Raw genomic sequence first — 26,632 nt, 5'->3', positions numbered from 1 at the left:
TTTAATAGTGACATTTCCCACATTCTATTCCTCCGACAGAATCTACTGTCACTTTTACAGGGTTTTTCCCATTATATTGTTTTTTCAACTTTTCATGTAATTTATTGAAATATTCGACATAATATTTATTGTCCATGTTTACTTCTGTAGTCCGATGACAATTAATGCACCACCCCATAGTAAAGTCGTTAACCATTTTTACCTTATCCATATCTTGAACTTCTCCATGACAGGCTTTACATACCACATCTACATTCTGAGATTTTTTAATAGTTTCCTCTCCAGCTACCACATGCTGAGAATGATCAAAATAGACAAAATCAGGCATATTATGAATCCGTATCCATTTTATAGGGTGAGTTTCATTAGAATAGGTCCTAGTATTAGGATCCCATCCTATAGCTTTATAAATTTTTTGTATTTCTTTGGTATAAAAAATTTTATCTTTCCCATTTTCAATATAATCTCCGTTATATTCCGTGATACTAACATGGCAATTCATACATATATTCGCAGAAGGAATTCCAGATACTTTTCCATATTTTGCGCTCGAATGACAATATTGGCAATCTATTTGATTAATATTTGAATGAATTTTATGAGAGAAATAAATAGGTTGATTGGGCTGATATCCCTTATTCACGTCAATATTCATTAGAAAATCCCAGATTACGAAGATAGAAGATAAAAAGAATACACCTATCAAAATATACCCAATAAAACGATATTTTTCTAGTATACCGATCGGTATTTTTTTCTTTCTATCATGGGACTCTTCATCTATTATGCGAACAAGCGTGTATATTCTAAGAAGAAGTAAAAGTAAAATCACTGATAATACAGAAAACCCTAGTATAACTAGCCTAATCAAGGTTTCACGAGGTTGTATTTCAGAAGTTTTTTCTACAGAAAGTTTTTCTTTATGATGCGAAGGAGTATTCTTTATAAAAGAAAGTATATCATCAATATCTTTGTCAGAAAGCTGAGGAAAAGGGTTCATGTCTATCTTCCCATATTCTTTATAGATCGAAATAGCGTCTTTATCTCCTCTTTTTATTAAATCTTTATTATTCTTGATCCATTTATGAAGCCATTCACTATTTCTCTTGTTAGTGACGCCATAAAGCGCTGGGCCTATAAGTTTTTTAGTAAGATCGGGAGAATGACAAGAAGTACAATTAGTCTTAAAAAGACTAGCGCCTTTTTCAACATTTCCGTTTATGTAATTTTGTGCTCTAATCGGTTGAAACACGATAGAAAAAAAGAGACCGATGCTAAGGAATAAACGGATTTTCTTTTTTGAAGATTTCATCTATTTCATCTAAAGGAAAATTCTCTAAGAATACACCAACTCTCAAAGGATATAATATATACGATCTCATATACACCTATGACACCATTGATAACGGATTACATGTTATCTTACATAAAGATTGTTACGGGTTCATCACGGGTTCCATCCTGGACCACGTAGAATGAATCTCGAAGAATATTGGTCGTGGAGAATTCTTTCCCAAGAAAAAATAAACGAACTACTTTTTTATTGGTTCTCAATACAGCTTACGAGAATGATTAGACAATGCGAACCGGGGATATCAACTAAAAAATAGTCTACCGTAAAAAGCTCTAGGATGTCTGTAGCTGTAATTGCGCAATCTGAAGAGACCGTTTAGGTTGAATAACGGGATGACTGTACTGTTGTGGTATCTCTCTTAGAGGTTTAATTTCTCAAGGAAATAAGGTTGGAATAAAAAATATCTTTGGAGATATGCTTCGTTCAGGTACGACAAATCCCACTTATATAAAAAAATATGGGTACTCTTTTTCTAAAAGATCATCACTTATACGCTATTTAGTTCCTTCTCTAGAACTTATGAGCGAAATCAGAGCCCTGTAGTGAGAAAGATCTAATACGTTATCAAACGAAAAGTATCTTCTTCAACACAGTCTGTTATAGGTGTCCCAGGCTAAGCTAAGCTAAGCGATTTAAGACCTCAAAGTCGTCTATTTACGAGAGTATCACGGGTCCTAACAAATAAAGCAAGTGCGTTATGAGGTTACTGTAGAAGCGATTCCAGAATTTATGAAAAATATAGTCTCGTAATTTACTGAGTCCCTTCCTATAAATGTTTATTTATTGGATAAATAATTCGGATGTGTCAGAAGAACAAAACAATATTTCTAAAGAACGTATTATTGCAGTATTGCAATCTATCTATGATTATGAAATTCCTATAGATATTTATGAACTAGGTTTAATATATGATATTAAAATAATCGATAAGGTAGATGTAAAAATTATTATGACACTTACTTCTCCTAACTGTCCTGTAGCTAATTATCTCCTTGTAGAGGTAAAAAGAAAAATTCAGGATCTTGGTGGAGTCAGAAATGTAGAAATTGATTTAACCTTTGACCCTCCATGGAACCCTTCTATGCTTAGCGAAGCTGCCAGGTTGAAATTAGATACTCTATAAAATTTATAGTATATATTAGTAAATCTAAAATCTCATTTATGGAAATATCAGGAAATATGGAAATCTCAGGAAAAGTCAAAAAAATATCAAAGACTCAAATTTTGTCTAAGGGATTTCGAAAAAGAGAGTTAGTGCTTACCACTGAAGAACAATATCCTCAACATCTATTGATAGAATTTATTCAAGGGAAAACAGAGTTACTTAATTCTATTTACCCTAACGATAAAGTAAAGATATCCATTAACCTCCGTGGTCGAGAATGGATAAATCCTGAAGGAATTGCAAAGTATTTCAACTCTATACAGGGCTGGAAAATAGAAAAAATTAATGAAACTAGATCAGATCCAAAGGAAGAATTTGATGATTTACCATTCTGACTGAATGGGTATTAGAAACAGAGGAATTGTAGACCCGCAGGGTATCGAACCCCGACTAACAGAACCAAAATCTGCTGTGCTACCATTACACCACGGGTCCCTATTATCTAAAATATATGATGAAAATTTAAATTAATATAAAGAGATATTTTATGGCCACAAAAATTCGTCTTCAACGATACGGAAGGAAATATAATCCTGTTTATCATATAGTAGTAGCCGATTCTCGTTCTCCTCGAGATGGGAAATTTATAGAAAAATTAGGGATTTATAATCCTTTAACGGATCCCTCTACTATTGAACTTAGTATTGAGAGATCGATCTCATGGTTACAGAAAGGAGCTCAGCCTACAAATACGGTTCGTTCTATATTATCTAATTCTGGAGTTCTGTATAAGAAACATCTTATTGATGGTGTTCGTAAAGGGGTTTTTGATAATACTGAGGCTGAACATAGATTTCAAAAATGGCTTTCAAAAAAAATAGTGAAATTTAAAATAAAACATGTATGAAATGTGTTTTTTTGGGACTGCGTAGGCATGGTCTAAAAGGAGATTGGATAATTAAGTTCAGGAAAAACATCTGATTATTCTAATATAGAAATCCTATTTATAGAAATAGAGGGATTGCGAGTGCCTTTCTTCATAGAAAAGAGAAAGGAACCACCATATAAGGGTCCAATTTGTTGAAGAATAGTGAAAACTTAACGAATTTATTGGTTTGCATCCCTTCTTCTATTAAAGAGATACCCATGAAGTTAACAGAGGATTTATAGGTCTCCTTACAGATATTCAAGAAATAGATTTCCAAAAATACTTTGTTATTAGAAGAGAAAAATATATTTCTTCCTATAGGAAACAAATTCATCGTCAATTTAAAAGAACGTTACTAGATTATCCAAAAGAGATGTAGCCAATAGGTTGTTAGTATCCACGTCGGTTATTGTATACCCATTTTCGCGTCTAAGTGATATGAGATAGGCTCCGCTCTCCAAAATTGTGAACTAATGATCTTATATACGTCCCTTTTCCACAATGGACCCTAAAATTTATATAGGGAATATTTATAGAAAGTATTTCTAGTTGAAAAATTTCGACTTCTCTTAACGTTGTTTCGATCTGAATTCCTTTTCTTGCCATTTTATAAAGACGTTTTCCTTCTTGTTGAAGGGCTGAAAAAATTGGTTGCATTATTTTTCCAGTAAATTTTTTAGCGGTTTCATAAATTTGTTGTGTTTGTATATGATCAAAGGGGAATATTTTATCTTCTGACATTTCAGAATCGTAACAAGGAGTAGTAGCCCCAAGTTTTATGGTACCACTGTAAATTTTAGAGTATTTTTGTAATTTTTCTGTTTCCTTAGTAGCTTTTCCTGTCCAGTCGCTTTGGTATCGAGAGTTCCAGCATGTCCTACTTTTATTTTTTTAATATTGACAAATCTGCAGATCTTCCAACGAATTCTTTTCACCACCTCAAATGAGGTCCATCCCAAAGGTTTATCTACAAGTAAAATCTTTCCTTCTTCAAAAAAAGAAGCTTCCTTAGAGAACATTTAGAAATTAGTAATCGATATGTGCATACACAGCATTTTTTTCTATAAAATTCCTGCGAGAAGAAACATCATCTCCCATAAGTATAGAAAAAATCCTATCAGCCTCAATATAATTCTCTATAGTTACTTTTCTCAGAATCCGTTTCTTGGGATTCATTGTAGTATCCCATAATTGGTCAGCATTCATTTCACCTAATCCTTTGTAACGTTGTATATTTACTCCTTTCATACCACCTAAATCTTCTATAATTTTTTCACGCTCTTTCTCGTTCCAGGCATAGGCGTGTTTGTTCCCCTTTTTTATTAAAAAAAGAGGTGGGGTAGCAATATAAATATATCCATTTTCTATAAGACTTTTCATATATCGAAAAAAGAAAGTTAATATTAGGGTAGAGATGTGACTTCCATCAATATCAGCATCAGTCATAATAATAATCTTATGATAGCGAAGATTGTCAATGTTTAACGATGGTAGCTTTTCCTCATTCTCTATAGAGACCCCCAAAGCCGTAAATATGTTTCTTATTTCTTCATTTCCGAACACTCTATACTGAACAGACTTCTCTACATTCAAAATTTTACCACGCAAGGGTAATATAGCTTGAAATTCTCTATCTCGTCCTTGTTTAGCTGTTCCCCCTGCTGAATCACCTTCTACTATATAAATCTCACAAGAGGCAGGATCATTTGATGAACAGTCTGCTAATTTTCCAGATAATTCATTTATAATAATTGGTTTTTTTCTATGTATAAGCTCACGGGCACGTTTTGAGGCTTGTCGTGACCTTGCTGATAATAACGCTTTTTCAAGAATTTTTCTAGCTTCAATGGGATGTCTTTCTAAATAATCAGAGAGCATTTCTCCAACAATTCTATCTACGACCCCGCTTACTTCGTGATTTCCTAGTTTAGTTTTTGTTTGCCCTTCGAACTGTGGATCCAGAACTTTGACTGAAATTACCGCCGTTAATCCTTCTCGTAAATCATCACCAGTAATCTCTATTCTTTCTTTGGAAAGAAAGTTTAATTCATCTACGTATTTTTTGAGCGTACGAGTAAGAGCCCTTCGAAATCCAGACAAGTGCGTACCTCCTTCTTTGGTATTAATATTGTTTGCATAAGAACGAATATCTTCATTAAATGAGATATTATAACGCATGGCTACCTTAACTGTAAGATTTTCCAGTTCTCCTTCTATATATATTACTTCTTGTATTAAAGGCTCTTTATTTGCTTCTATAAATAGGATGAATTCTTTTAGCCCAATTTCCGAAAAAAAAGTTTCTTTTTTTGGAAATCCACTATCAGAAATAGTCCTTTCATCAATTAAAAAAATTGAAAGTCCTCTATTAAGGAACGATAGCTCTCTCAAGCGATTAGCCAAAATATTAGAGTCATATTCGATGATTTGGAATATATTTTCATCAGGATGAAATTGGACTTTAGTCCCACGGTGGTTAGATTTTCCGATGATTTTTACTTCTTCCAAAGCTTTTCCACGGATATATTTTTGATAATAAATTTTTCCTTCTTTATACACGAAAGCAATTAAATAGCTAGAAAGGGCATTAACGCAAGAAATTCCAACACCGTGCAAACCTCCAGATACTTTATATGAATCCTGATGAAATTTCCCTCCTGCCCCTATCTTTGTCATGACCACCTCTAGTGCCGATTTTCCTTCTTTTTTATGAAGATCTATCGGAATCCCTCTACCATTATCAAGGACACTTATGGAATTATCATCATGTATTGTTACCCAAATTTTATCGCAATATCCTACCATAGCCTCATCTACAGAATTGTCTATAACCTCATTAATCAGATTCTGAATACCTCTTAGTCCTATATTTCCTATATACATAGAAGGTCTTAGACGGACATGATCAATATCCTCTAACGACTGAATATTATCAGCAGTGTAATTATTATCGTTTATATTATGTTTCATAAGTAAAAGACGTTATAAAGATAAATATATTATATTGTTTATTCGTCATAACCTAAAAGGTAGGTGAATGATTTTTTTCTTTTTGAAGAAGAACTCATCAAAATAATTGCTTATAGCATATTCTCTAGCTTGTGGCAAATTTTGAATCTCACTACTTATATCTCCACCTTTCAAGCACAAAAGACCATTTTTTAAAGCATGATGTGAAGTTTTAAAAAATTTTCCTGAAGTCCAAAGAACTAATTTACTTAATCTTGTAACAGAACGAGAAATGATAAAATCAAAATTCTCTTTCCCCTGTTCTATACGTGTACATTCAGTGTATACATTATGAAGATTTAATTCTTTAGAAATTTCTGTAACTGTTCTAATTTTTTTTCCAATAGAATCTACTAATAAAAATTGGCTTTTAGGAAATAAAACTGCCAAGGGTATTCCTGGAAATCCTCCACCTGTACCAGCATCCATGATCCTAGCTCCGGGTAAAAATGGAGAGATTTTAGCTATTACAAGGGAATGAAGCACATGCTGTTGATAAAAATCATCTATTGTTTTTCTAGAAATCAAATTCATTCGCGCATTCCAATATTCGTAAATAGTTTTCATTTCAAAAAACTGCTCATACTGATGAGCGGTAAGTTCTGTAAAATATTTCTCTAAAATATGCATATATATTTAAATGACGGAAAGGATTTCCAATAGATTGAGCGTACCTAATTTTTCTCCTCCTGTAGCAGCGAAAAAAGCCATCTAAGATAGTAATATCTACTGGAGGAAAACAATCGCTGGTTAGCTATTATGAAATGGCTAGTTTATGTGAGGCTAGACACAACTTTACAAACTGATTTTACCCCGATCACCATGTTCAGGAAGTATATATTCTCGTATAGAATTAAAGTCTCTTTCTGAGGTTTTCGCCCTGATGAAATATATGAACATATTAATTATTTAGATACTTACACTAGCATTGCAGAATTTCCAGAAAACGGACGGTGGGGCAAGCACAAAAAATTAGTTAAGACGTTTAAAAAACGGAGGGAGAGGAAGAAATATCTAATATTCCCTTCCTAAAAACTTTTTCTGGGGTAAGAATTTATAATTCTGATGACTTAGCTATGTATCTACTAAATCATGCTCTTGTGGCTACTGTTGTAGGAGTACCTTTTGGAGATGAAGAAAATCTGAAGGAAGCTTTTGCTCTCGCCGTATCATAAATTAACGTTAAAAACATGATGTAGGGTGGACGACGGGTATCGAACCCGCGACCCTTAGAACCACAATCTAATGCTCTAACCAACTGAGCTACATCCACCAAAAAGTAATGAAGTTCCGTATTTTTTTTTACTAGATTTTTTCTGCAACTCTTAGACGAGCACTTTTCGCACGTGGATTTTTACGAATTTCTTCGTCATCAGGAAAAATAGGTTTATTTGATAATACCAGAAAAGGTAGTAATTTTTTGCCATAAAAGTCTTCTTCAGGGGTTTTATCAAACCTTCCGTTCTTAAAGAATTGTTTCACTAATCTATCTTCTAATGAATGATAAGATATAATAGCTACGTGCCCACCTTTTTTAAGTATACTTCGGATACTAATTAACAATTGTTTTAACGCCTTTATTTCTCCGTTGACTTCCATTCTTAATGCTTGGAATACTCGTGCTAAAAACTTTATTTTTTTATAATCAAATTCATTTTCAATACTTTTGATCAATTCAAAAGTAGTTTCTATAGGCTTTTCCCGGGTTTTAACAACAATTGCTTTAGCCAATTTTCTAGAGTTTTTCAATTCTCCAAATTCTGAAAAAATACGGTCTAATTTTTCTTCGGAATAAGTATTGATGATAGTTTGAGCAGATTGTTTAGCTTTTTTATTCATTCGCATATCTATATCATGATCAAAACGGATAGAAAATCCTCGTTCTGCGGTATCTAACTGATGAGAAGACACCCCTAAATCAGCTAAAATTCCAGACACTTTAGAAATCCCCTTGAAACGTAAAATCTTTTCAAGATGTCGAAAATTTTGATGAAAAAGCTCGAGCCTATGATCTTGAACAATGTTATTTTGAATAGCTTCTTCATCTTGGTCGAAAGCTAGTATTTTTCCTTGTTTTTCAAGTCGGTTTAACAAAGCTCTGCTATGTCCTCCTCCACCAAATGTGGCATCTATATAAGTCCCTTTTGGATCGATAATAAGGGAATCTAAAATTTGATTGATAAGTATTGGTGTATGATAGTTTAGTGTCATTTATTTAGATTTTAGGACTTGGAATACAGTTCCAGGATATTATTTCGATGATATTAATCAGGAGTGTGCTTATTAAAGAAAAGATTACGGATTATTCATGATAAAAAATAGTAGACAATATCAAGTTGTCCAGGTGATAGAGGCACGTGAATCATAGGCTGGACAACGCTAAGATGGTTTCCCTGCGTAACTGCTTATCATCCAGAAAGGATATGATGGCTAACCGGTTACGTGTTCAATGGAAATATAACTATATAGGGGTCTGGTGGTCCGGTCTGGTGGTCCGGTCTGGTGGTCCGGTCTGGTGGTCCCAGCTGGGATCGAACCAGCGACCACCTAATTATGAGTCAGGTGCTCTAACCAACTGAGCTATGGGACCCACTACATAATTTTACAAAAAATTTTATTGTTTTGCAAACAGGGGACAGACGAAAAAGTTGAAATATATGGGAAGCATCCGAAATAAAAAAATTACAGGACTCATTCAAAAAGAGTTAGCAAGTATATTTCGTTATGAAACCGGAAATAATGGATTGTTGATTAGTGTAATAAGAGTACATCTTAGTTCCGATCTGAGTTCAGCTAAGATCTATTTAAGTATTTTTTCCCAAAAAAAGGAAAACAGAAAAATTTTACAAGAAATAATAGATAAACACCTATATTATAAACACCTTTTAGGACAACGTATTCGAAATCAAATTAGAAAAATTCCCGAACTAAATTTTCGTATTGAGGATACATTAGACTATATAGAAAATATAGAACGAGAATTACTAGTAGAAAGAAACTTCTAAAGAGTCTTAATACGGTCCCATCTAATTTTCCATTTAAAAATATTTAGTGAGAGACTCAACCAAGTTAAAATAGGTTTACCTATTATATGGTCTTCGGGGACAAAACCCCAATATCGTGAATCAAATGAATTATTACGATTATCTCCCATCATAAAATAATAATTCTTCTCTATATTGTAGTGAGTTACTATTTTTCCATCAATAACAAATCTGTTTTTAGTCTCTTTTAATTTATGCCCTTCATAATTTGTGATGATATCTCGATATATCTCGATATTTTTTTTTGTAAGGTGTATCACATCTCCTTTTTTAGGGACATATAGAGGACCATAAAAATCAGAATTCCATCCAGAATTTTGAGGAAAAATATCTAATTCTTTTAGTCTTCTTGGGTATAAATATTTTTTGACTGAGTTAACGTTGTCAATTTTTCGGCATATTTTGGAATAAGTATCAGTTAGCATTATTTGATATAGGAATTTTTCATTATTCCTATTTTCTATAAGTTGGATATCTGTAATTTCAAACTGATCTTTTAAAAAATTCTCATTGAAAGGCTGATCTTTGGTTTGCACGATATAAGCATATTCTTTTTCAGAATTTTTTGGCAATATTTCTTTTTCACCATTCACTTTCAGTTTACGAGCTTGAATTTCCAATGTCTCTCCAGAAATAGCCACGCAACGTTTAATATAATGATCTTTTCTATCTGTTGCGTGTGTATCATCGTTTGGAAAATTAAATACTACAAGGTCTCCTTTTCTAATAGGAGTGATGGCTGGGAACCTAATATAAGGAAGTCGTAGGTTATTTATATATGATGGGATTCCCATTACGGGAATTGTATTATGTATAAAGGGGAATCCGATAGGGGTAATAGGAATTCGTAAACCATAATGAAGTTTACTTACAAAAATACAGTCCCCTATCATTAAAGTTCGTTCCATAGACGAAGTCGGGATGATAAAAGGCTGAATAAGATAAGTATGCACAAAAGAAGAAAATACTATTGCAAACAAAAATGATGAAAGTACTGTTTCCGTACGTTTTTCTAATATGATGAATTTTTTTTTAGAAAAATAATTTATATAAAATATATAAAAGCCAAAAGTTATTAAAACTAAAAAAATAGTTTTAATTTTGTTTTTATCGAAACAACAAACGAAATCTACCAACATAATTGGATACATCATTCCACCAATTATGGGCACAAAAAATAAGATGATCCACCATTTTGGTCTCTGAGTAATTTTTAACATTACCCAAAAGCTATAAATTGGGATAGCTGCTTCCCAGATATTTCGTCCAGCTTTTTGATAAAGTTTACAAGTTCCTAAAAAATGACCTACTTGCAAAAGAATCAAAATGAGAATACAGATCATAGTTATTGTTATTTATTATATATTATTCTCCTATTCCTAAAACATCTTTCATAGAAAAAATCCCTTTTTTTTTTGATACCCATTCAGCAGCTACAACAGCTCCAAGAGCAAAACCTTCACGATTATTAGCTCTATGCTGTAAACTAATATCGTCTATAGTGGAATGATAACGTATTGTATGTATCCCGATTACATGCTCTATCCGTTGAGAAGTAATCACTAATTGGTTTCCTTCATTTAATATTGCTTTAGCCAAAGTAATCGCAGTTCCACTAGGAGTGTCTTTTTTTTCTGTATGATGTTTTTCTTCTATAGAGACTTCATATTCCTTATAAGGCGCTATTATATGTGCAAATATACGATTAATCTCAAAAAATAAATTAACTCCTATACTAAAATTAGAAGAATATAAAAAAGTTCCGTTTTTTTCTTGACACAAGGATTTTATTTCTGAAAGTTTATCTAACCAACCAGTCGTGCCACACACTACAGGAATATTGTTTTCTAAACAAATTTTTACATTTTTAAAAGCTGCTTCTGGTATACTAAATTCTATAGCTATATTTACCTCTTTAAGGTTTGTAAGATCAGGAGTACACGTGCTGATTAAGACAATTTTATGGTTCCGATTTCTTGCTATTTTTTCTACAGCTTTTCCCATCTTACCGTATCCTATCAAAGCAATATTCATATACACAGTATTGTTTTACTAAGATAATAAAAGGATTGAGGGCTTCAAGTATAGGACCAAAGACAAATTGGTATTTTTGCTATTCGGAGCGTTTCAGATATTTGGGGTGTCATTACAACCTTGATACTGACTTTATCGCTATAAAACCTATTAAGTCCATGTGGTGGAATGGGTAGACACGCTACTTTAAGGGGGTAGTATTCGAAAGAATGTGCTGGTTCGAATCCAGTCATGGACACGAATAAAATATGTAGTAATCACGGCAGGTCTCGAACCTGCGACCAACTGCTTAGAAGGCAGTTGCTCTATCCATCTGAGCTACGTGACTACGTGACCTTTAAAATGATTAATAATTAAATATTCGTCGGAGTGACAGGATTTGAACCTGCGACCTCCTGGTCCCAAACCAGGCGCGATACCAGACTACGCCACACTCCGTTTTTCGCGGAGAGTGTGGGATTTGAACCCACGCGACGATTTCTCGCCGGCAATTTAGCAAATTGCTCCATTAACCACTCTGGCAACCCTCCCTACGTATTTCTTTGTGACTCCTGCTAAGGAGAGTGCGAATAGTTGTTATCGGGATTAAAATAACCGTCAGATCTCTGTAACGAAAGTTAAAATAAAAATATCTAAAAAGGAAGCAAGAATTGATACATATTAAATGTTTTACTTTTAAATAATCTTTCATAGTGTTATCCCTGAAAAAATATCCTGTTATACTTGCTATAGAATCTTCTTGTGATGACACAGCGGTGTCTATTATGAAAGGTGATGTAGTACTTTCCAATATTATTGGAATTCAACAAGTACATAACTATTATGGAGGAGTAGTTCCTGAACTTGCTTCTAGATCTCACCAAAAAGAGATTGTACCATTAATTCATCAAGCTATTATGTTATCGAACATAAATAAAATTGATGCTATAGCTTTTACCCGTGGACCAGGTCTTATAGGATCCTTACTAGTAGGAAGTTCATTTGCTAAGTCTTTGGCTATAGCATGGGATATTCCAATTATCAGCGTACATCATATACAAGCACACATTCTAGCTCACTTTATAAGAAATGAACTTAATTCCACTCCTAAATTTCCATTTTTATGCCTTACTGTCAGCGGAGGACATACACAAATAGTACAAGTAGACGATTATTTTAAAATGACTTTACTTGGGAAAACCATTGATGATTCCGTGGGAGAAGCCTTTGATAAGGCAGCTAAAATTCTTGGTCTCGGATACCCTGGAGGGATCTGGATAGATCGTTATGCACAGAAAGGGAAATATCAAAAATTCCTTTTTTCAAAACCACAAATAAAAAATCTAGATTTTAGCTTTAGTGGATTTAAAACGCAATTTTTATACTTCATTCGAAAAAAGTTACAATATGATTCAAATTTTATTAGAAATAATATACACGATATTTGTGCATCAGTACAGTCCACTTTAGTCAATATATTATTCGATAAAGTCTCCCAGGCTATTTATAAAACAGGGATTTTTAGAATTGCCTTATCAGGAGGTGTTTCAGCTAATTCGGGATTACGGAGAAAATTTTTACAAGCTTCAAATGAAAAAAATTGGAAATTGCATCTCCTACCATTAGAATATACTACTGATAACGCGGCTATGATTGCTATGACTGCTAAAATCAAATACATTAAAGGAATATTCGATAATATCAATATCACTCCGACAGCAATTTGTGATTGGGATAATATTTAGATTTTTCCGTAATTCTTGTATTTTGTTAGAAATTTATCCACTCTACCAGCGGAATCTACAAATCTCATTTTACCAATATAAAAAGGATGTGAACTACTAGATATTTCTATTTTTATTAGTGGATATTTTACATTATCTATTTCTATTTGATCTTTAGTTTCAGCTGTAGAACGGCATAGGAATATTTCCTCACTACTCATATCTTTAAAAGCTACCAATCTATAGTTTTTGGGATGAATTCCTTTTTTCATAATAAAATGTTTTTTTCATAATCTATATCAAATAAATTTAAGGAAAAGAAAAAAACTGCTCCATCGCATTACAAAAATTTTCATTTATTAGTCTATATATAATTATGTATTTAACCACTGAAAAAAAAAAAGAAATTTTCGAAAAATTCGGTACATTAGTTACTAATACGGGTTCTTCAGAAGGTCAAATTGCTCTTCTTACTCAGAGAATAAAGCATATGACTGAACATCTTAAAAAACATAGAAAAGATTTTCATACTCAAAAATCTCTCATTAATCTAGTAGGAAAACGCAGAAAACTACTTAAGTACATAAAAAATTTTGATATTAATCGATATCGTATAATAATAAAAGAATTGAACCTCAGAAAATAATACTGAGACAAAAAATTTTAGATGAAAAAATCAAGTATTATTTCAGAAAAAATATCTATAACAGACGGTAGGAGGATTCATATAGAAACGGTGTTTCTAGCTAAACAGTCTGATGGTTCCGTTGTTGTAAAAATGGGAAATACTATGATTTTGGCTACTGTTGTAGCTTCCAAAGAAACTATAAAGAAAAATCCAGGTTTTTTACTTCTTACTGTAGACTATAAAGAAAAATATTATGCGACCGGTAAAATTCCTGGGGTCTTTTTCAAGAGAGAAGGGCGTACGACGTATAGAGAAATTTTAATCACTAGGATTGTAGATCGTGTATTAAGACCTTTTTTTCCCAAAAAATTACATGCTGAAATCCAGATTATGATTTCACTGCTTTCTTATGATAACTCAGTCTTCCCAGATGGATTAGCAGGATTAGCAGCTTCTTCAGCATTAGCGGTTTCGGATATACCCTTTAACGGACCTATTTCCGAGGTCAGCATTGTCCGTTGGAATAAAAAATTCATTATTCATCCCAATATAGAAGAAATTTTAAAATATGAGATCGATCTGATTGTTGGAGCTTCTAAAGAAGCCCTTATTATGATAGAAGGGGAGATGAAAGAAATATCAGAAAAAGAAATATTATCCGCGATTGCTTTTGCACAGGAAGTTATAAAAGATCAGGTAAATGCACAGATACGTCTAGCCTATAAACTAGAAAAATTTAGGACTAAAAGATTTTATGAAGTACAGGATAAAGAACTTGATGAGAAAATTCATAAGATAACTTATGATAAAACATATAAAGCTTCAAAATATTCTTATGATAAGAAACAACTTATTGAAAAATACAGGAAAATATTCAATGAAGTAAAGTTGCACTTTACAGAAAAAATGTGGAAAGAAAAGGAAAGTTTAGCACATTATTATTACGAAGAAATAAAGAGAAAAGTTATACGGACGTTGGTACTATCTGAAAATCATCGCATAGATGGACGTTCTTCAAAAGAAATTAGACCTATACAATGCTGGGTAGACTATCTTCCTAGCGTGCATGGTTCTGCGATATTCTCTCGCGGAGAGACTCAATCGTTAACTACCGTAACACTTGGATCATCGGGTGATGCCAACCGTATAGATAATGCCCTTGAAAAAGAAAAATTTTACATCCATTATAATTTTCCTCCTTTTTCTACTGGAGATGTACGAACTATACGAGGAATATCACGTCGTGAAATAGGACATGGAAATTTGGCGCAAAGGGCCCTAAAAAATGTTATTCCTTCAGGAAATCCTTACACTATTCGTATGGTATCTGAGATTTTTGAATCTAATGGATCCTCTTCTATGGCGACTATTTGTGCAGGAACCCTTGCTCTTATGGACGCCGGAATACCTATTAAACTACCTGTTTCAGGGATTTCTATTGGATTAATAATAGAGCATGGTAAAGAAGTAATACTTTACGATATTTTAGGTGAAGAGGATCATATTGGGGATATGGATCTTAAAGTAGCTGGTACGGCAAAAGGAATTACTGCTTGTCAAATGGATATTAAAATAGAAGAAGGGATTTCTTTCAAAATTCTTGAAAAAGCTCTAAAACAAGCCTATGAAGGACGTATATATATTTTAAATGAAATGCTAAAAACATTATCTCTCCCCAGAAAATCTATAAAACCCCATGCTCCTAAGATATCTGTTTTAGAAATTCCTAAAGAGTTTATAGGATCAGTTATTGGTACAGGGGGAAAAATTATTCAAGAAATTCAGGACGAAACTAATACTGTAATTTCTATAGAAGAAAAAGGAAAAATTGGATTTGTAGAAATTGTTGGAAAGCATCAAGACAAAATTTCTAAAGCGGTACAAAGAATTAAAGCGATTTCTTTTGTTCCAAAAAGAAAGGGTATATACGATGCTAAGGTTAAATCAATTAAAAAATTCGGGGCTTTTGTAGAGATAATTCCTGGTAAAGAATATCTCCTTAACATATCGGAGATTAATTGGGAGCGATTGGATAAAGTCGAAGATGTTCTAAAAATAGGAGATCAAATACAGGTAAAACTCATGGGAATTGATGATAGTAATGGAAAAATTAGAATTTCTAGAAAAGTTCTTTTACCTAAAGGTAGAAAATAAAATAGTATACTGACACGATAATATTATGAGACAACTTAAAATTACTAAGCAAGTAACTAATCGGGAAATGCCTTCTCTTGATAAGTATTTACATGAAATAGGAAAAGAATCTTTACTTACTCCTGAAGAAGAGGTAAAATTAGCACTGCGTATTCAAAAAGGAGATGAAGTAGCTCTTAATAAACTTGTGAAGGCAAATTTACGATTTGTGGTATCTGTAAGTAAACAGTATCAAAATCAAGGACTAAGTTTAGGAGATCTTATCAATGAGGGAAATTTGGGCCTTATAAAGGCTGCTAAGAGATTCGACCCTACGAAAGGATTTAAATTCATCTCTTATGCTGTATGGTGGTGTCGTCAATCTATTATGCAAGCTATTGCTGAATGTTCACGTCTGGTGCGTTTGCCTATGAATAAATGTGCATTAATCAGCAAGATTAATAAAACTTTAGCACAGTTAGAACAAAAGTATGAACGTTTACCCTCAACTAGAGAAATTGGAGAAGTACTTGATATCCATGAAGACGATGTAAAAGAATCTATAAAAAATTCTGTCAGATCTGTTTCTATGGATGCCCCTTTATCCGAAGGGGAAGACTATAATTTATATGATATAATTCATTCCAATGAATCCCCGTTTCCGGATGAACATCTTATTCAAGAATCTTTACGAATTGATATTGTAAGTTTAATGAATGATCTCACGCCACGTGAACGCGAGATTACTAAAAAATGTTTCGGGCTAGATGGTCACCCTCCTAGGACTCTAGAGGAAATAGGAAAAGAACATGACCTTACTAGAGAGAGAGTGAGACAGATAAAAGATAAGGCATGTAGAAAACTTCGTCATAGCTCACAAATAAACATTCTCCAATCCTATCTTGACCAGTTAACGGTTATCAGATGACGTCAAATAATTATTAATCAATGTTGGGAAGAAATAATTTTAGAACTAAAGTAATGCAATTTTTGTACGCCCAACACATATCAAATGAAGATACTAAAATCGTCGAATACAATATGTTTCATAGTATAGAAAAAATTTTTGATCTATACATATATTTACTTAGTCTTCTTCTAGGATTACATGAAAAATTTAGATCTGAAAAAAAAAGATTCCCAGGAGATAAATTAGCTTATAATAAGCTGTTAATCATTCTTTCAAAGAATAAGAAACTATGCCAATATATTAATGATAATAAGCAACTGAGTTGGAATAATTATGACGATTATTTATTGATTCTTTTTAAAGAATTATATACACTTCCACTTTATCACGATTATTGTTCAACTGTCAAAAGTTCGTTTGAAGAAGATCAAAATTTTATTTTGCATTATTATGAAGAAAATTTCGCTAATCATGATAAACTTTATGAATGTTTAGAAGAAGACTACATCACATGGGTTGATGATTTATATCCAGCTAATATAATGGTATATAAGACGTTAAAATTTATAAACCCAAGCACACCTAATAACTTTCATCTCTACAATCTCTATAGAGAGAACAAATATTTTGTACATAAGCTTTTTCATAAAACTTTTAGATACAAAAATGAATTCAATACATTGATTCGTCAAACTTCTAAAAATTGGAACCTTGAAAGAATAGCCATTTTAGATTTGATTATTTTGCAAATGTCTATCTGCGAATTTCTCCATTTCCCAAGTATCCCACCACGAGTAACAATGAACGAATATATAGAAATTACAAAAATGTATTCAACTGAAAAAAGTCGAATATTTGTCAATGGGATGATAAATAAATTATTCAAAATATTAAATGATAAAAAAAAATAAACATTACGTACCTTCCTGTCTTCAAGTTGGTTTAACCTTACGCTGGAGTACATGAAGTATGTTGTTGTATTCCTTTCAATGTCCAAAATTTAAAAAAAAACAAGTATGCCTAATCCTAAAAGAAGACAATCTAAATCCAGGAGGAATAAAAGGAGAACTCATTGCAAAGCGATGTTACCTCAGCTTACTTATTGTTCTACGACAGGAAAAACACACTTAAATCATCGTGCTTATTGGAACAATAATAAGCTTTACTATAGAGGGAAAGTAGTTGTAGAACTAATGTTAAAAACACTTGTGAAGAAATAAATTGGAGGGTTCCATCTCATGAGATCATACACATCTTTAGCTTCTGCAGGATAAAAGATTTTTTATCACTTCAATTACTTTATCTGAATTCGGATCCCATTTATTTATCAGATTAGGTGCGCTGGAACATTGATCTTTATAATAGGAGCATCTAAATAATCAAATATTGTTTTTTGAAGCAATTTCAGAGGCAATAGATGCAAAAGGACAGGATTCTTCAAGAATCACTAGTCTGTTAGTTTTTTTTACCGATTTTACAATTGGTTCATAATCTAATGGGCGTATAGTTCGTAAATCAATAACTTCTATATCAATACCTTCTTTTGAAAGAAGCGAGGCAGATGACAAAGCTACTTTCAGAATTTTCCCGAACGAAACTAACGTTAGATCTTTTCCTATTCTTTTAATATCCGTTACCCCTATGGGTATGACATATTCCTCTTCTGGAATCATCATTTTATCCCCGTACATTTGTTCAGATTCCATAAAAATCACTGGAGGACCGCTGATTTTAATAGTCCTTTAGCATCGTAAGGATTAGAAGGAATGACTACTTTCAATCCAGGACAATACCAGTTGTGAATGTGTAGCTCCTAATTGACCTGCGTAAGGCCCTATACAATAGGAATACTCCATTGTCCTCCACTCATCGGTCTGCATAGCAGATACCAGAAAATCCCGAATTCATCAAGCTCTACCATTAAATAGATGCTAGGATCTTTTCTCATTTCTTCGCTGCAGCAATTCCCTCACGAAAAGTAATTTCTTTCAGAAGTATGATTTGTTTTGATGTTAAAAATGTACGGTTATAAAATTAACTAAATTTTCTACATTTGTCCAAGTATATATAAATGCGTGCTCCTATTTTTCGTTATAATTTTGCAACACGTTGACGCAATATTTCGTATAGAAGAACTCCGCAAACCACAGAAACATTCAATGAAGAAATTGTTCCCAACATTGGTAATTTTAATCTCTCATCAGAGATAGACAAACAAGATTTGGAAATTCCTTTTTCTTCATTTCCTAAAATAATAGCCAAAGGGACAGAGAGATTAGCCTCATAAAAAATAGTATCGGCTTTTTCTGTGGCTGCTATAATGTGTAACCCAGATTTTTTCAAAAATATTAACGACCTTAGAAGGTTATTTTCTTTACAAATAGGGATTTTAAAAATAGCTCCTGAAGAAGTCTTGATAGTGTCAGAATTTACTGGTGCTGATCCTTTTGAGGGGATAATTATTGCGTTGACACCAAAACATTCGGATGTCCGAATAATAGCACCAAAATTTCGGACATCTGTAATGCCATCCAATACAAGGAATAACGGAATATTTCCTAATTCAGAAACTTTAGGCAGTAAATTTTCAATACAATGAAAATCTATAGAAGAAATAAAAGCAAAAACTCCTTGATGATTTTTCTTTGTAAGACGATTAAGTGTTTCTAGTGAAACATTTTGGAAGGGTATCCTATGTTTTTTAATCAATTCATATAAGGTATAGTAATTGTTACCTAGTAATCCTTTTTGTAAAAAAATTTTAGATATAATTTTTCCTGATTTGATAGCTTCTATCAATGGGTGAAATCCATATATGGAGTTTGAGAAAGGGGTTATCACCATAAAAATATTATTCGATTTTAATGAATACTCTCAAATTGCCTCAAAAATCTAATATCATTTTCAAAAAAAAGTCGAAGATCTCCAATTTTATAGAGAAACAAAGCAATTCGTTCAATCCCCATACCAAAAGCAAATCCTGAAAATTTATCAGGATCAATATCGACATTTCTGAACACTTGGGTATTTACCATTCCGCAACCCATAATTTCTAACCAACCTGTTTTAGTTTTTAACTCACAATAAACATCTACTTCAGCACTAGGCACGGTAAAAGGAAAATACGAAGGACGTAATCTAATTCTAGAGCTTCCAAAAAGAGAATTAGTGAAATATTGAATCATTTGCTTTAAATCGGAAAAAGAAACTTTTGTATCTACATACAAACCTTCTATTTGATGAAACATCTGGTGAGATCTAGGAGAAATCGCTTCATTTCGATACACTCTTCCAGAAGATAAAATCCGAATAGGAGGACTATGTTTTTCCATATAACGAATTTGGACAGAAGAAGTGTGTGTCCGGAGTAATATATCAGGATCTTTCTCTATAAAGAATGTATCTTGCATATTTCTTGCAGGATGATAATACGGAATATTTAAAGCAGTAAAATTATGCCAATCATCTTCAATTTCTGGACTTTCATAAGAGGTAAACCCTATTTGATTGAAGATGTTTATGATCTTATTTTTTACTAGAGAAATCGGATGACGTGCTCCAAATATATAGGGTTTTCCAGATTTAGTTAAATCCTCTAGAGATTCTTCATTTTTTGAGAGTTTATATTTATTTTGGAAAATAATTTCGGAACACTCGTTTTTTAACCGGTTCAGTTCTGCCCCTACATATTTCTTTTCTCTAGATGGTAATGTTTTGAACTCTTTAAATAGCTCTGTAATCTTTCCTTTTTTACCCAAATATTTTACTTTAAAAGTTTCTATATCTTCTTGACCATTAGCAATAAACTTCTTTAGATCCCAATGGATTTGTTCAATTTTTTTAATCATCTATAGAGAAAAATTTTTACATATATAGGAAATTTATTGTTGAATAGTTGAATATATACTTGGATAATGCTGCTACGACTCCCATGCGACCAGAAGTTATCAAAACTATGACTAAGACTTTACAAGTTTTTTTTGGGAATCCTTCTTCTTCTCATAAATTGGGAAGATCAGCACGTTTTGCTATAGAAAATTCAAGAAGAACTATTGCAAAACTTTTAAATGTACGATCTGCGGAAATTATTTTTACTTCTGGAGGTACTGAAGTGAATAATCTTATTTTAACAACTGTTATTCAACAACTTAAAGTTAAACGGATTATTACTTCACCTATTGAACATAAATCGGTTCTGGAGACCTCTTCTCAATTATTTAAAAATCAGGGGATAATATTAGAATTTGTTAAACTTAAATCTCATGGAAGAGTTGATCTTGAGGATCTAGAAAATCGATTACAAAATTTTTCTTTTACTACGTTAGTAAGCTTAATGCATGCTAACAATGAAATAGGAAATATTCTACCATTGAAAAAAGTCTCTGCTATATGTAAAAAATATAAGGCTTGGTTTCACTCTGATACAGTTCAAACTATTGGTCATTATAAATTAAATATGCAACAAATTGGAGTAGATTTTGCCTCAGCTGGAGCTCATAAATTTTATGGCCCTTTGGGAGTAGGTTTTGCTTTTATACGAAAGGGTTCCTTACAAAAAGGTTTTATACATGGAGGAGTTCAAGAACTTGGTATACGTGCAGGGACAGAAAACTTATATGGGATTGTAGCCATGGCTAAAGCTCTAGAATGTTCTATGCAATATCTTGATAAAGAACACTCGGTTATAGAAGATCTGAAAAAATATGCTATTTTTGAGCTGAAAAAGGCTATCCCAGAGGTTCAATTCAATGGTCTTTCTGATAATCTTCAACAAAGTATTTATACTATATTAAGTATTTCTTTGCCTATCCAAGATGATGTGTTACATTTTTGTCTAGATCTGAAAGGGATTGCTGTAGCACAAGGTAGTTCTTGTTTATCAGGTATTGGACTCTCGTCTCATGTTATACACACGATTTCGGAACAAGAAAATATTAAAAATAAAACTACGTTACGTATTTCTTTAGGAAGAACTAATACAAAGAAGGATATAGACGCCCTAATTATTGCTTTAAAGGAATGTATTAATACCTCAAATTCATTATAAAGATCTAAACATATAGTTCATGTCAAAATATTATGAGACTGTTTTTATATTAACTCCAGTTCTATCAAAAAAGAAGGTAGAAGAAACAATAGAAAACGTTAATAGTTTACTTCAAAAAAATAAGGTTGTAATAGAGAAACACGAATCCTGGGGACTAAAAAAATTGGCTTATCCGATAAAGAAAAAAAAAACAGGATACTACGAACTATTTTTATTTTCTCTCGATGGAGAAATACCATCGAAAAACATAATATCAGAACTTGAACTCTTCTTTAATAGAGACGAACGCGTGCTCCGTTTTCTGATCATAAGGCTGAATCAACATTCATTTGAATATTATAAAAAAAACAATAATGGACAACCTAGAAAAACAAGCTAAGCAAGGAAAAGAAGGAGAAATACGTTATCTATCTCCGATAGAAATCTATGAAAAACCTCGTAAGAAATATTGCCTTTTTAAGAGATACGGTCTAAAACATGTAGATTACAAAAATCCTAACTTTTTATTAAAATTTCTCAATCCTCAGGGGAAAATTTTACCACGTAGGATAACAGGGACTTCTGTTAAGTATCAGGGGAAAGTCAGTAAGGCGATAAAAAGAGCAAGACATTTAGCGATTCTACCTTTTATAACTGACGATTTGAAATAAACCTTAATAAAGATGCGAATTATCCTAAAAAAAGATATAGATAATCTTGGGTTGAAATATGAAGAAATAGTTGTAAAGCCTGGGTTCGCTAGAAACTATCTGATCCCTAATGGATATGCTGAATTATCTACTAAATATAATAAAAAAAAATTCCAGGAGATATTAAAGCAGCGTTCGAAAAAATAAGAAAGCTATTAACAATAATACTATTGAAGAATATCTCAGGAAATATGATATTAAGGGAGGGTAACATAGAAAAATAAAAGTCAGTCTCCTAAAACTTGTCGTTTCTCACGCAAAATCTTATGGTTTTATTTTTCCTTCAAGTCATATTTATGATGGATTAAGTGCCATATACGATTACGGGCCATATGGAGTAGCTCTTAAGAACAATCTGAAAGATTATTGGTGGTAAATCTCCATTCGGAGGCATCACTTGGAAATCTTCAGGACATGTGGAGTCTTTTAATGATCTTTTAATTGAAAATAAAGATAGTGGATATCGTTATCGTGTAGATGTTCTCCTAGAAGATTATTGTGAAAAATTGCAACAAATTTTAAAAAAGAAAATATCAGAACGTATAGTCCATGCGATGGAAGCAAATAATTTATATGATCTAAAAAAATTGGACAGATGTACGGAAATTTAACTTGATGTTTCAAACCACCAAAAGAATCTACTACACTTTATTTACGGCCTGAAACAGCTCAGGGGGTTTTTGTAAATTTTATGACTGTGCAAAAAAGTACACGAAAGTTTTTCGTAATGAAATTATAGCTAGACAATTTATTTTTAGAATGCGCGAGAACTTGAGTAGGCGAGGAAATAAAATGGTATGAATATTGGAAGGAAATCCGATGGCTAGGATTATCATCGGAGAACTATCGTGTGAGTAAGCATACTAAATTAGCACATTATGCTGATATAGAATTTCGTTTTCCTTTTGGATTTAGAGAAATTGAAGGTATTCATTCACGTACTGATTTTGATTTGATGCAGAAAAAAATAAAAGTTACATTCCGTATGTAATAGAAACTTCATTAGGTCTTGATCGGTTGTTTCTTGTAATATTTTCTTCTTCTCTTCACAAAGAAATTTTGTAAGATGGAACTTCCCGTTTCGTGTTAAAATTACCAGAACCAATTTCTCCTATCAAGGCAGCTATATTACCCTTGCTAAAAAAAAACAACAAAACAAACAAAAAAAAAGATGGGTTACCAGAATTAGCTTAAAAAATTTTTGATGAATTGAAATGGAAATATTCTCTAGTTTATGAAGATAAAGAATCTATAGGGAAACGTTATCGTCGTCAAGATGCTATTGGAACCCCATTCTGTTTCACAATAGACTATGAAAGTTTGAGGACGAACACTTTGACAGTACGATACAGAGATACTATGAAACAAGAACGTCTATCTATAAAAGAACTGGATAAGTTATTAGAAGAAAAAGTAAGCATGAAGAACCAAGGGTTAAATTTTGTTATCCATGTCAACCATAGTTTGGAAGTCTCTTTGCAAGTATAAAGACATAACCTTTGAAGTGTGCAAAGGAGTTGCTAAAATTACTATAAATCGGACAGAAGTTCATAATGCTTTTCGTCCAGAAACTATTGATGAAATGATTCAATCTATGGATATAGTTCGTGAGTGTTCGACTATTGACGTAGTCATTCTGACAGGTGCAGGGAAAAAAGCTTTTTGTAGTGGGGGAGATCAAAGAGTAAAGGGGATTGGAGGATACATTGGAGAAGACGGAGTACCCCGTCTTAATGTCTTAGATCTACATAAGAAAATCCGAGAACTCCCTAAACCTGTTATAGCTATGGTTAACGGTTATGCAATAGGAGGGGGACATGTACTTCATGTAGTTTGTGATCTTACTATTGCCTCAGAAAATGCCCGTTTTGGACAAACTGGTCCAAAAATCGGTTCTTTTGATGGAGGATTTGGATCCTCTTATTTAGCTCGTCATGTAGGACAAAAAAAATCAAGAGAAATTTGGTTTCTATGCCAGCAATACAGTGCAAAGGAAGCTCTAGATATGGGACTAGTTAATAAAGTAGTCCCTCAAGAAGATCTTGAAGAGGCTACTATGGAATGGTGTAAAATTATTCAACAGCACAGTCCCATGGCTTTGAGAATGATTAAACGTTGTCTAAATGCAGAACTAGACGGTCAACACGGTATAATGCAGCTAGCTGGCGACGCAACGTTAATGTATTATTTAACAGAGGAATCTCAAGAAGGGAAGAAAGCTTTTCTTGAAAAACGTTAGGAAGAATTCAGAAAATGAATTGTCTTTCCTTGGATTCAAAATTAAAAATTCAAAATTAAAAATTCAAAATTCAAAATTAAAAACAGCACGAATGTTCTCTATAAAAAATATTCTCCACATTGTATATTAAATTTTGGGTTGATGCTGCTCGTGTACATACTTTACCTATTGCTTTATCAGGAATTTTACTGTCTGCTCTTATAGCGTACTCCAGAGATCATTATGATGTCGGGATATTTTTTATGTCTTGTATAACTTCTTTGCTTCTACAGATTTTAGCTAATTTTTCTAATGATTACGGAGATGCTGTGAAAGGAACTGATAGTTTTTTTCGGATGGGTCCACCCCGGGTGATATCGTCTGGCTATATTTCAAGAGAATGCATGAAAAAAGCTATCGGATTTATAACAATCGTCTATCTGATTTCTTCTACAATATTAATTTGGATTTCGTTTAAAAATTATAAAGGAATTGCTCCTATATTTTTTATCATAGGGATATTTACTTGTTTATATGCATCTATTAAATACACAGTTGGAAAAAATGCTTATGGTTACAAGGGAATGGGGGATGTATCTGTATTTTTATTCTTTGGACTAACCTCTGTTCTAGGAAGCTATTTTTTATATACTCATCGGGTTGAATGGGATATATTTTTATTGGCTATATCCATAGGTCTTTTAAGTACATCAGTACTTAATCTTAATAATATGAGAGACATAAATGGAGATAGACAAAATGGTAAATATACTTTTGTAGTGAAAATAGGACTTCAGATAGCCAAACTATATCATATTTTCCTAGTTTTAACTCCTTTTGTATTAGGAAGTTTTTTTGTAATGCTAAATAAGCAGACCCAATTTTATAGATGGGCCTTTTTAATTTTATTATTTCCAATTTTCTTTAACATAAAGAAAGTATTTTCGAGGACAAATTTCGATAAAGAGATTAAAAACATGGCTATAATTACTTTTTTATACGCATTGTTTATGGGATTAGGTCAGGTTTAAATTAGGCTAAAAACTCTAGGTGGGGAAATTTTTAATACAAAATAGATGCTATGAAACGATGAATACTTCCTTCGAGGTCATTCTCATCTAGAGATTGTATAAATGCGCTTCCTATAATCCCTCCGTTAGCATATTGACAAGCCAAATTAAATGAATTCTTGTTGGCGATACCGAAACCAACTAGGGTAGGAATAGATAAATTCAAATTATTAATCCTATTTAAAAAAATCAGGGGATCTGTTTCAAAGTCTTTGTTTTGACCTGTAGTAGATATTGAAGAAACTACATATAAAAATCCTTTGCTAATATTACTAAGCAAAAGAATTCGGTTATCTGGAGTTTGTGACGTTACTAAACAAATAAAATATAATTCATATTTCTCAAATAACTTTTGATATTTTTCTTTATAAATTTCTAGAGGTAAATCCGGAAAAATCAGACCTGATATTCCTGATTTTTTACAACAATTTAAAAAAGATTCTTCTCCAAATTTCAAAAATTGATTATAATACCCCATTAAGATTAATGGAACTTGAATTTCATTTTGTATTAATTGGAGTTGAGAAAATAATTGATCAGGATTCATTCCATTTTTAAGAGCTTTTTTATTACTTTTTTGAATGATTAAACCATCTGCCATAGGATCTGAATAAGGCAACCCAATTTCAATCAGATTGACTTTAGATTGTTGTAAAATTTGAATAATTTTTTTAGTACTATTTAATTTGGGATAACCAGCTGTAAAATAAATACTTAATTTGTTTTTTCCTTTCTTAAAGAGATGATCTATAATATTCAT

General features: G+C 32.4%; 28 protein-coding genes, 7 tRNA genes and 2 pseudogenes. 18 read left to right on the top strand and 19 right to left on the bottom strand.

What is annotated here, in order from left to right:
• Nucleotide 1: 1 nt before the first annotated feature.
• Entirely contained in the window at nucleotides 2–1,312 is a 1,311-nt protein-coding gene (locus FNIIJ_RS01065) for a c-type cytochrome (RefSeq protein WP_038436204.1), read from the bottom strand.
• An 844-nt stretch (nucleotides 1,313–2,156) separates the two neighbouring features.
• Here FNIIJ_RS01065 and FNIIJ_RS01060 point away from each other — a divergent pair.
• Both FNIIJ_RS01060 and FNIIJ_RS01055 read left to right on the top strand, forming a co-directional pair.
• Nucleotides 2,157–2,477 carry a metal-sulfur cluster assembly factor gene (locus tag FNIIJ_RS01060; protein ID WP_038436341.1) on the top strand — a complete coding sequence of 107 codons (321 nt, stop codon included), beginning with the start codon at nucleotides 2,157–2,159 and terminating at the stop codon, nucleotides 2,475–2,477.
• A 56-nt stretch (nucleotides 2,478–2,533) separates the two neighbouring features.
• A complete protein-coding gene (locus FNIIJ_RS01055; RefSeq protein WP_038436339.1) occupies nucleotides 2,534–2,854 on the top strand; it encodes a DUF3127 domain-containing protein in 321 nt (106 codons plus the stop codon).
• Between the two features lie 29 nt (nucleotides 2,855–2,883).
• Here FNIIJ_RS01055 and FNIIJ_RS01050 read toward each other — a convergent pair.
• A tRNA-Gln gene (locus tag FNIIJ_RS01050) sits at nucleotides 2,884–2,954 on the bottom strand.
• A gap of 52 nt (nucleotides 2,955–3,006) precedes the next feature.
• On the opposite strand from FNIIJ_RS01050, the gene rpsP reads away from it, so the two are divergent.
• Complete coding sequence (gene rpsP / locus FNIIJ_RS01045) at nucleotides 3,007–3,366, top strand: 30S ribosomal protein S16 (RefSeq protein WP_038436202.1); 360 nt, start codon at nucleotides 3,007–3,009, stop codon at nucleotides 3,364–3,366.
• Between the two features lie 450 nt (nucleotides 3,367–3,816).
• Here the strand turns inward: rpsP and FNIIJ_RS01825 are convergent, their stop codons facing one another.
• The 7 genes from FNIIJ_RS01825 to FNIIJ_RS01015 all read right to left on the bottom strand — a co-directional run bounded on the left by FNIIJ_RS01825 (nucleotide 3,817) and on the right by FNIIJ_RS01015 (nucleotide 8,986).
• A complete protein-coding gene (locus tag FNIIJ_RS01825) occupies nucleotides 3,817–4,182 on the bottom strand; it encodes a pseudouridine synthase family protein (protein WP_233485145.1) in 366 nt (121 codons plus the stop codon).
• On the bottom strand, nucleotides 4,164–4,406 hold the full coding sequence (locus tag FNIIJ_RS01820) for a hypothetical protein (protein ID WP_233485134.1): 243 nt from the start codon (nucleotides 4,404–4,406) through the stop codon (nucleotides 4,164–4,166). The genes FNIIJ_RS01825 and FNIIJ_RS01820 overlap by 19 nt, the downstream gene beginning before the upstream one ends.
• Nucleotides 4,407–4,413: 7 nt before the next feature.
• On the bottom strand, nucleotides 4,414–6,357 hold the full coding sequence (gyrB, locus tag FNIIJ_RS01035; RefSeq protein ID WP_233485133.1) for a DNA topoisomerase (ATP-hydrolyzing) subunit B: 1,944 nt from the start codon (nucleotides 6,355–6,357) through the stop codon (nucleotides 4,414–4,416).
• A gap of 45 nt (nucleotides 6,358–6,402) precedes the next feature.
• Nucleotides 6,403–7,026: a 16S rRNA (guanine(527)-N(7))-methyltransferase RsmG gene (gene rsmG / locus FNIIJ_RS01030; RefSeq protein WP_038436200.1), complete on the bottom strand. Its 624-nt coding sequence runs from the start codon at nucleotides 7,024–7,026 to the stop codon at nucleotides 6,403–6,405.
• A 569-nt stretch (nucleotides 7,027–7,595) separates the two neighbouring features.
• A tRNA-His gene (locus FNIIJ_RS01025) sits at nucleotides 7,596–7,669 on the bottom strand.
• A gap of 32 nt (nucleotides 7,670–7,701) precedes the next feature.
• Nucleotides 7,702–8,607, bottom strand: a complete 906-nt coding sequence (gene rsmH / locus FNIIJ_RS01020; RefSeq protein ID WP_038436199.1) for a 16S rRNA (cytosine(1402)-N(4))-methyltransferase RsmH — start codon at nucleotides 8,605–8,607, stop codon at nucleotides 7,702–7,704.
• 302 nt (nucleotides 8,608–8,909) lie between these two features.
• Nucleotides 8,910–8,986 (bottom strand) — tRNA-Ile (locus FNIIJ_RS01015).
• Between the two features lie 67 nt (nucleotides 8,987–9,053).
• Between FNIIJ_RS01015 and FNIIJ_RS01010 the strand changes: the two genes are divergently transcribed.
• On the top strand, nucleotides 9,054–9,401 hold the full coding sequence (locus tag FNIIJ_RS01010) for a ribosome-binding factor A (RefSeq protein WP_038436197.1): 348 nt from the start codon (nucleotides 9,054–9,056) through the stop codon (nucleotides 9,399–9,401).
• Here FNIIJ_RS01010 and lepB read toward each other — a convergent pair.
• Nucleotides 9,398–10,783: a signal peptidase I gene (gene lepB, locus FNIIJ_RS01005; protein ID WP_038436195.1), complete on the bottom strand. Its 1,386-nt coding sequence runs from the start codon at nucleotides 10,781–10,783 to the stop codon at nucleotides 9,398–9,400. The genes FNIIJ_RS01010 and lepB overlap by 4 nt on opposite strands.
• 22 nt (nucleotides 10,784–10,805) lie before the next feature.
• Nucleotides 10,806–11,474: a 4-hydroxy-tetrahydrodipicolinate reductase gene (locus FNIIJ_RS01000; protein WP_038436194.1), complete on the bottom strand. Its 669-nt coding sequence runs from the start codon at nucleotides 11,472–11,474 to the stop codon at nucleotides 10,806–10,808.
• Nucleotides 11,475–11,628: 154 nt separating this feature from the next.
• Here FNIIJ_RS01000 and FNIIJ_RS01745 point away from each other — a divergent pair.
• Nucleotides 11,629–11,712: transfer RNA gene (locus FNIIJ_RS01745), tRNA-Leu, on the top strand.
• A 16-nt stretch (nucleotides 11,713–11,728) separates the two neighbouring features.
• Here the strand turns inward: FNIIJ_RS01745 and FNIIJ_RS00995 are convergent.
• From FNIIJ_RS00995 to FNIIJ_RS00985, 3 genes are all read right to left on the bottom strand, one after another.
• A tRNA-Arg gene (locus FNIIJ_RS00995) sits at nucleotides 11,729–11,802 on the bottom strand.
• Between the two features lie 36 nt (nucleotides 11,803–11,838).
• Nucleotides 11,839–11,912, bottom strand: a tRNA-Pro gene (locus FNIIJ_RS00990).
• A 7-nt stretch (nucleotides 11,913–11,919) separates the two neighbouring features.
• Nucleotides 11,920–12,004 (bottom strand) — tRNA-Ser (locus tag FNIIJ_RS00985).
• Between the two features lie 171 nt (nucleotides 12,005–12,175).
• Between FNIIJ_RS00985 and tsaD the strand changes: the two genes are divergently transcribed.
• Nucleotides 12,176–13,198 carry a tRNA (adenosine(37)-N6)-threonylcarbamoyltransferase complex transferase subunit TsaD gene (gene tsaD / locus FNIIJ_RS00980; RefSeq protein ID WP_038436336.1) on the top strand — a complete coding sequence of 341 codons (1,023 nt, stop codon included), beginning with the start codon at nucleotides 12,176–12,178 and terminating at the stop codon, nucleotides 13,196–13,198.
• Here tsaD and FNIIJ_RS00975 read toward each other — a convergent pair.
• Nucleotides 13,195–13,449, bottom strand: a complete 255-nt coding sequence (locus FNIIJ_RS00975; RefSeq protein ID WP_038436192.1) for a type B 50S ribosomal protein L31 — start codon at nucleotides 13,447–13,449, stop codon at nucleotides 13,195–13,197. The two genes, tsaD and FNIIJ_RS00975, sit on opposite strands and share 4 nt — an antisense overlap.
• A gap of 104 nt (nucleotides 13,450–13,553) precedes the next feature.
• On the opposite strand from FNIIJ_RS00975, the gene rpsO reads away from it, so the two are divergent.
• The 5 genes from rpsO (at nucleotide 13,554) to rpmF (ending at nucleotide 18,068) form a co-directional block, all read left to right on the top strand.
• Nucleotides 13,554–13,823, top strand: a complete 270-nt coding sequence (gene rpsO / locus FNIIJ_RS00970; protein ID WP_038436191.1) for a 30S ribosomal protein S15 — start codon at nucleotides 13,554–13,556, stop codon at nucleotides 13,821–13,823.
• A gap of 21 nt (nucleotides 13,824–13,844) precedes the next feature.
• Nucleotides 13,845–15,959, top strand: coding sequence for a polyribonucleotide nucleotidyltransferase (gene pnp, locus FNIIJ_RS00965; protein WP_038436190.1), 2,115 nt, complete (start codon nucleotides 13,845–13,847; stop codon nucleotides 15,957–15,959).
• Nucleotides 15,960–15,984: 25 nt separating this feature from the next.
• Nucleotides 15,985–16,866, top strand: coding sequence for a sigma-70 family RNA polymerase sigma factor (locus FNIIJ_RS00960; RefSeq protein ID WP_038436188.1), 882 nt, complete (start codon nucleotides 15,985–15,987; stop codon nucleotides 16,864–16,866).
• 20 nt (nucleotides 16,867–16,886) lie between these two features.
• Entirely contained in the window at nucleotides 16,887–17,759 is an 873-nt protein-coding gene (locus FNIIJ_RS00955; protein WP_038436186.1) for a transcription antitermination protein NusB, read from the top strand.
• Nucleotides 17,760–17,864: 105 nt separating this feature from the next.
• Nucleotides 17,865–18,068, top strand: a complete 204-nt coding sequence (gene rpmF, locus FNIIJ_RS00950) for a 50S ribosomal protein L32 (protein WP_038436184.1) — start codon at nucleotides 17,865–17,867, stop codon at nucleotides 18,066–18,068.
• Between the two features lie 36 nt (nucleotides 18,069–18,104).
• Here the strand turns inward: rpmF and FNIIJ_RS01645 are convergent.
• From FNIIJ_RS01645 to FNIIJ_RS00935, 3 genes and pseudogenes are all read right to left on the bottom strand, one after another.
• Nucleotides 18,105–18,724, bottom strand: a pseudogene (locus FNIIJ_RS01645) (alpha-ketoacid dehydrogenase subunit beta); the annotation flags it as partial.
• 215 nt (nucleotides 18,725–18,939) lie between these two features.
• Complete coding sequence (gene rlmB, locus FNIIJ_RS00940) at nucleotides 18,940–19,692, bottom strand: 23S rRNA (guanosine(2251)-2'-O)-methyltransferase RlmB (RefSeq protein ID WP_038436182.1); 753 nt, start codon at nucleotides 19,690–19,692, stop codon at nucleotides 18,940–18,942.
• Between the two features lie 17 nt (nucleotides 19,693–19,709).
• Nucleotides 19,710–20,696 (bottom strand): phenylalanine--tRNA ligase subunit alpha, encoded by a 987-nt coding sequence (locus tag FNIIJ_RS00935; protein WP_038436181.1) that lies wholly within the window; start codon nucleotides 20,694–20,696, stop codon nucleotides 19,710–19,712.
• A 47-nt stretch (nucleotides 20,697–20,743) separates the two neighbouring features.
• On the opposite strand from FNIIJ_RS00935, the gene FNIIJ_RS00930 reads away from it, so the two are divergent.
• From FNIIJ_RS00930 to menA, 7 genes and pseudogenes are all read left to right on the top strand, one after another.
• Nucleotides 20,744–21,895, top strand: a complete 1,152-nt coding sequence (locus FNIIJ_RS00930) for a cysteine desulfurase family protein (RefSeq protein WP_038436180.1) — start codon at nucleotides 20,744–20,746, stop codon at nucleotides 21,893–21,895.
• Nucleotides 21,896–21,914: 19 nt separating this feature from the next.
• Entirely contained in the window at nucleotides 21,915–22,274 is a 360-nt protein-coding gene (gene rpsF, locus FNIIJ_RS00925; RefSeq protein ID WP_038436177.1) for a 30S ribosomal protein S6, read from the top strand.
• Nucleotides 22,249–22,545 (top strand): 30S ribosomal protein S18, encoded by a 297-nt coding sequence (gene rpsR / locus FNIIJ_RS00920; RefSeq protein ID WP_038436175.1) that lies wholly within the window; start codon nucleotides 22,249–22,251, stop codon nucleotides 22,543–22,545. Before rpsF ends, rpsR begins: the two co-directional genes overlap by 26 nt.
• A gap of 12 nt (nucleotides 22,546–22,557) precedes the next feature.
• Complete coding sequence (locus FNIIJ_RS01640; RefSeq protein WP_081823214.1) at nucleotides 22,558–22,731, top strand: bL9 family ribosomal protein; 174 nt, start codon at nucleotides 22,558–22,560, stop codon at nucleotides 22,729–22,731.
• Between the two features lie 73 nt (nucleotides 22,732–22,804).
• Nucleotides 22,805–24,072: pseudogene (locus FNIIJ_RS01635) on the top strand (glycine--tRNA ligase).
• The gene (gene menB / locus FNIIJ_RS00905; protein WP_038436173.1) at nucleotides 24,035–24,823 is read left to right on the top strand and encodes a 1,4-dihydroxy-2-naphthoyl-CoA synthase; all 789 of its coding nucleotides are present in this window, start codon (nucleotides 24,035–24,037) and stop codon (nucleotides 24,821–24,823) included. Before FNIIJ_RS01635 ends, menB begins: the two are co-directional and overlap by 38 nt.
• A 119-nt stretch (nucleotides 24,824–24,942) precedes the next feature.
• The gene (menA, locus tag FNIIJ_RS00900) at nucleotides 24,943–25,833 is read left to right on the top strand and encodes a 1,4-dihydroxy-2-naphthoate octaprenyltransferase (RefSeq protein ID WP_038436172.1); all 891 of its coding nucleotides are present in this window, start codon (nucleotides 24,943–24,945) and stop codon (nucleotides 25,831–25,833) included.
• Nucleotides 25,834–25,864: 31 nt separating this feature from the next.
• Here menA and trpA read toward each other — a convergent pair whose 3' ends face one another.
• Nucleotides 25,865–26,632 carry a tryptophan synthase subunit alpha gene (gene trpA, locus FNIIJ_RS00895; protein ID WP_038436171.1) on the bottom strand — a complete coding sequence of 256 codons (768 nt, stop codon included), beginning with the start codon at nucleotides 26,630–26,632 and terminating at the stop codon, nucleotides 25,865–25,867.

The organism is Candidatus Walczuchella monophlebidarum, assembly GCF_000709555.1.
Classification (GTDB): domain Bacteria; phylum Bacteroidota; class Bacteroidia; order Flavobacteriales; family Blattabacteriaceae; genus Walczuchella; species Walczuchella monophlebidarum.
This window is presented reverse-complemented; position numbering and strand designations above follow the sequence as displayed.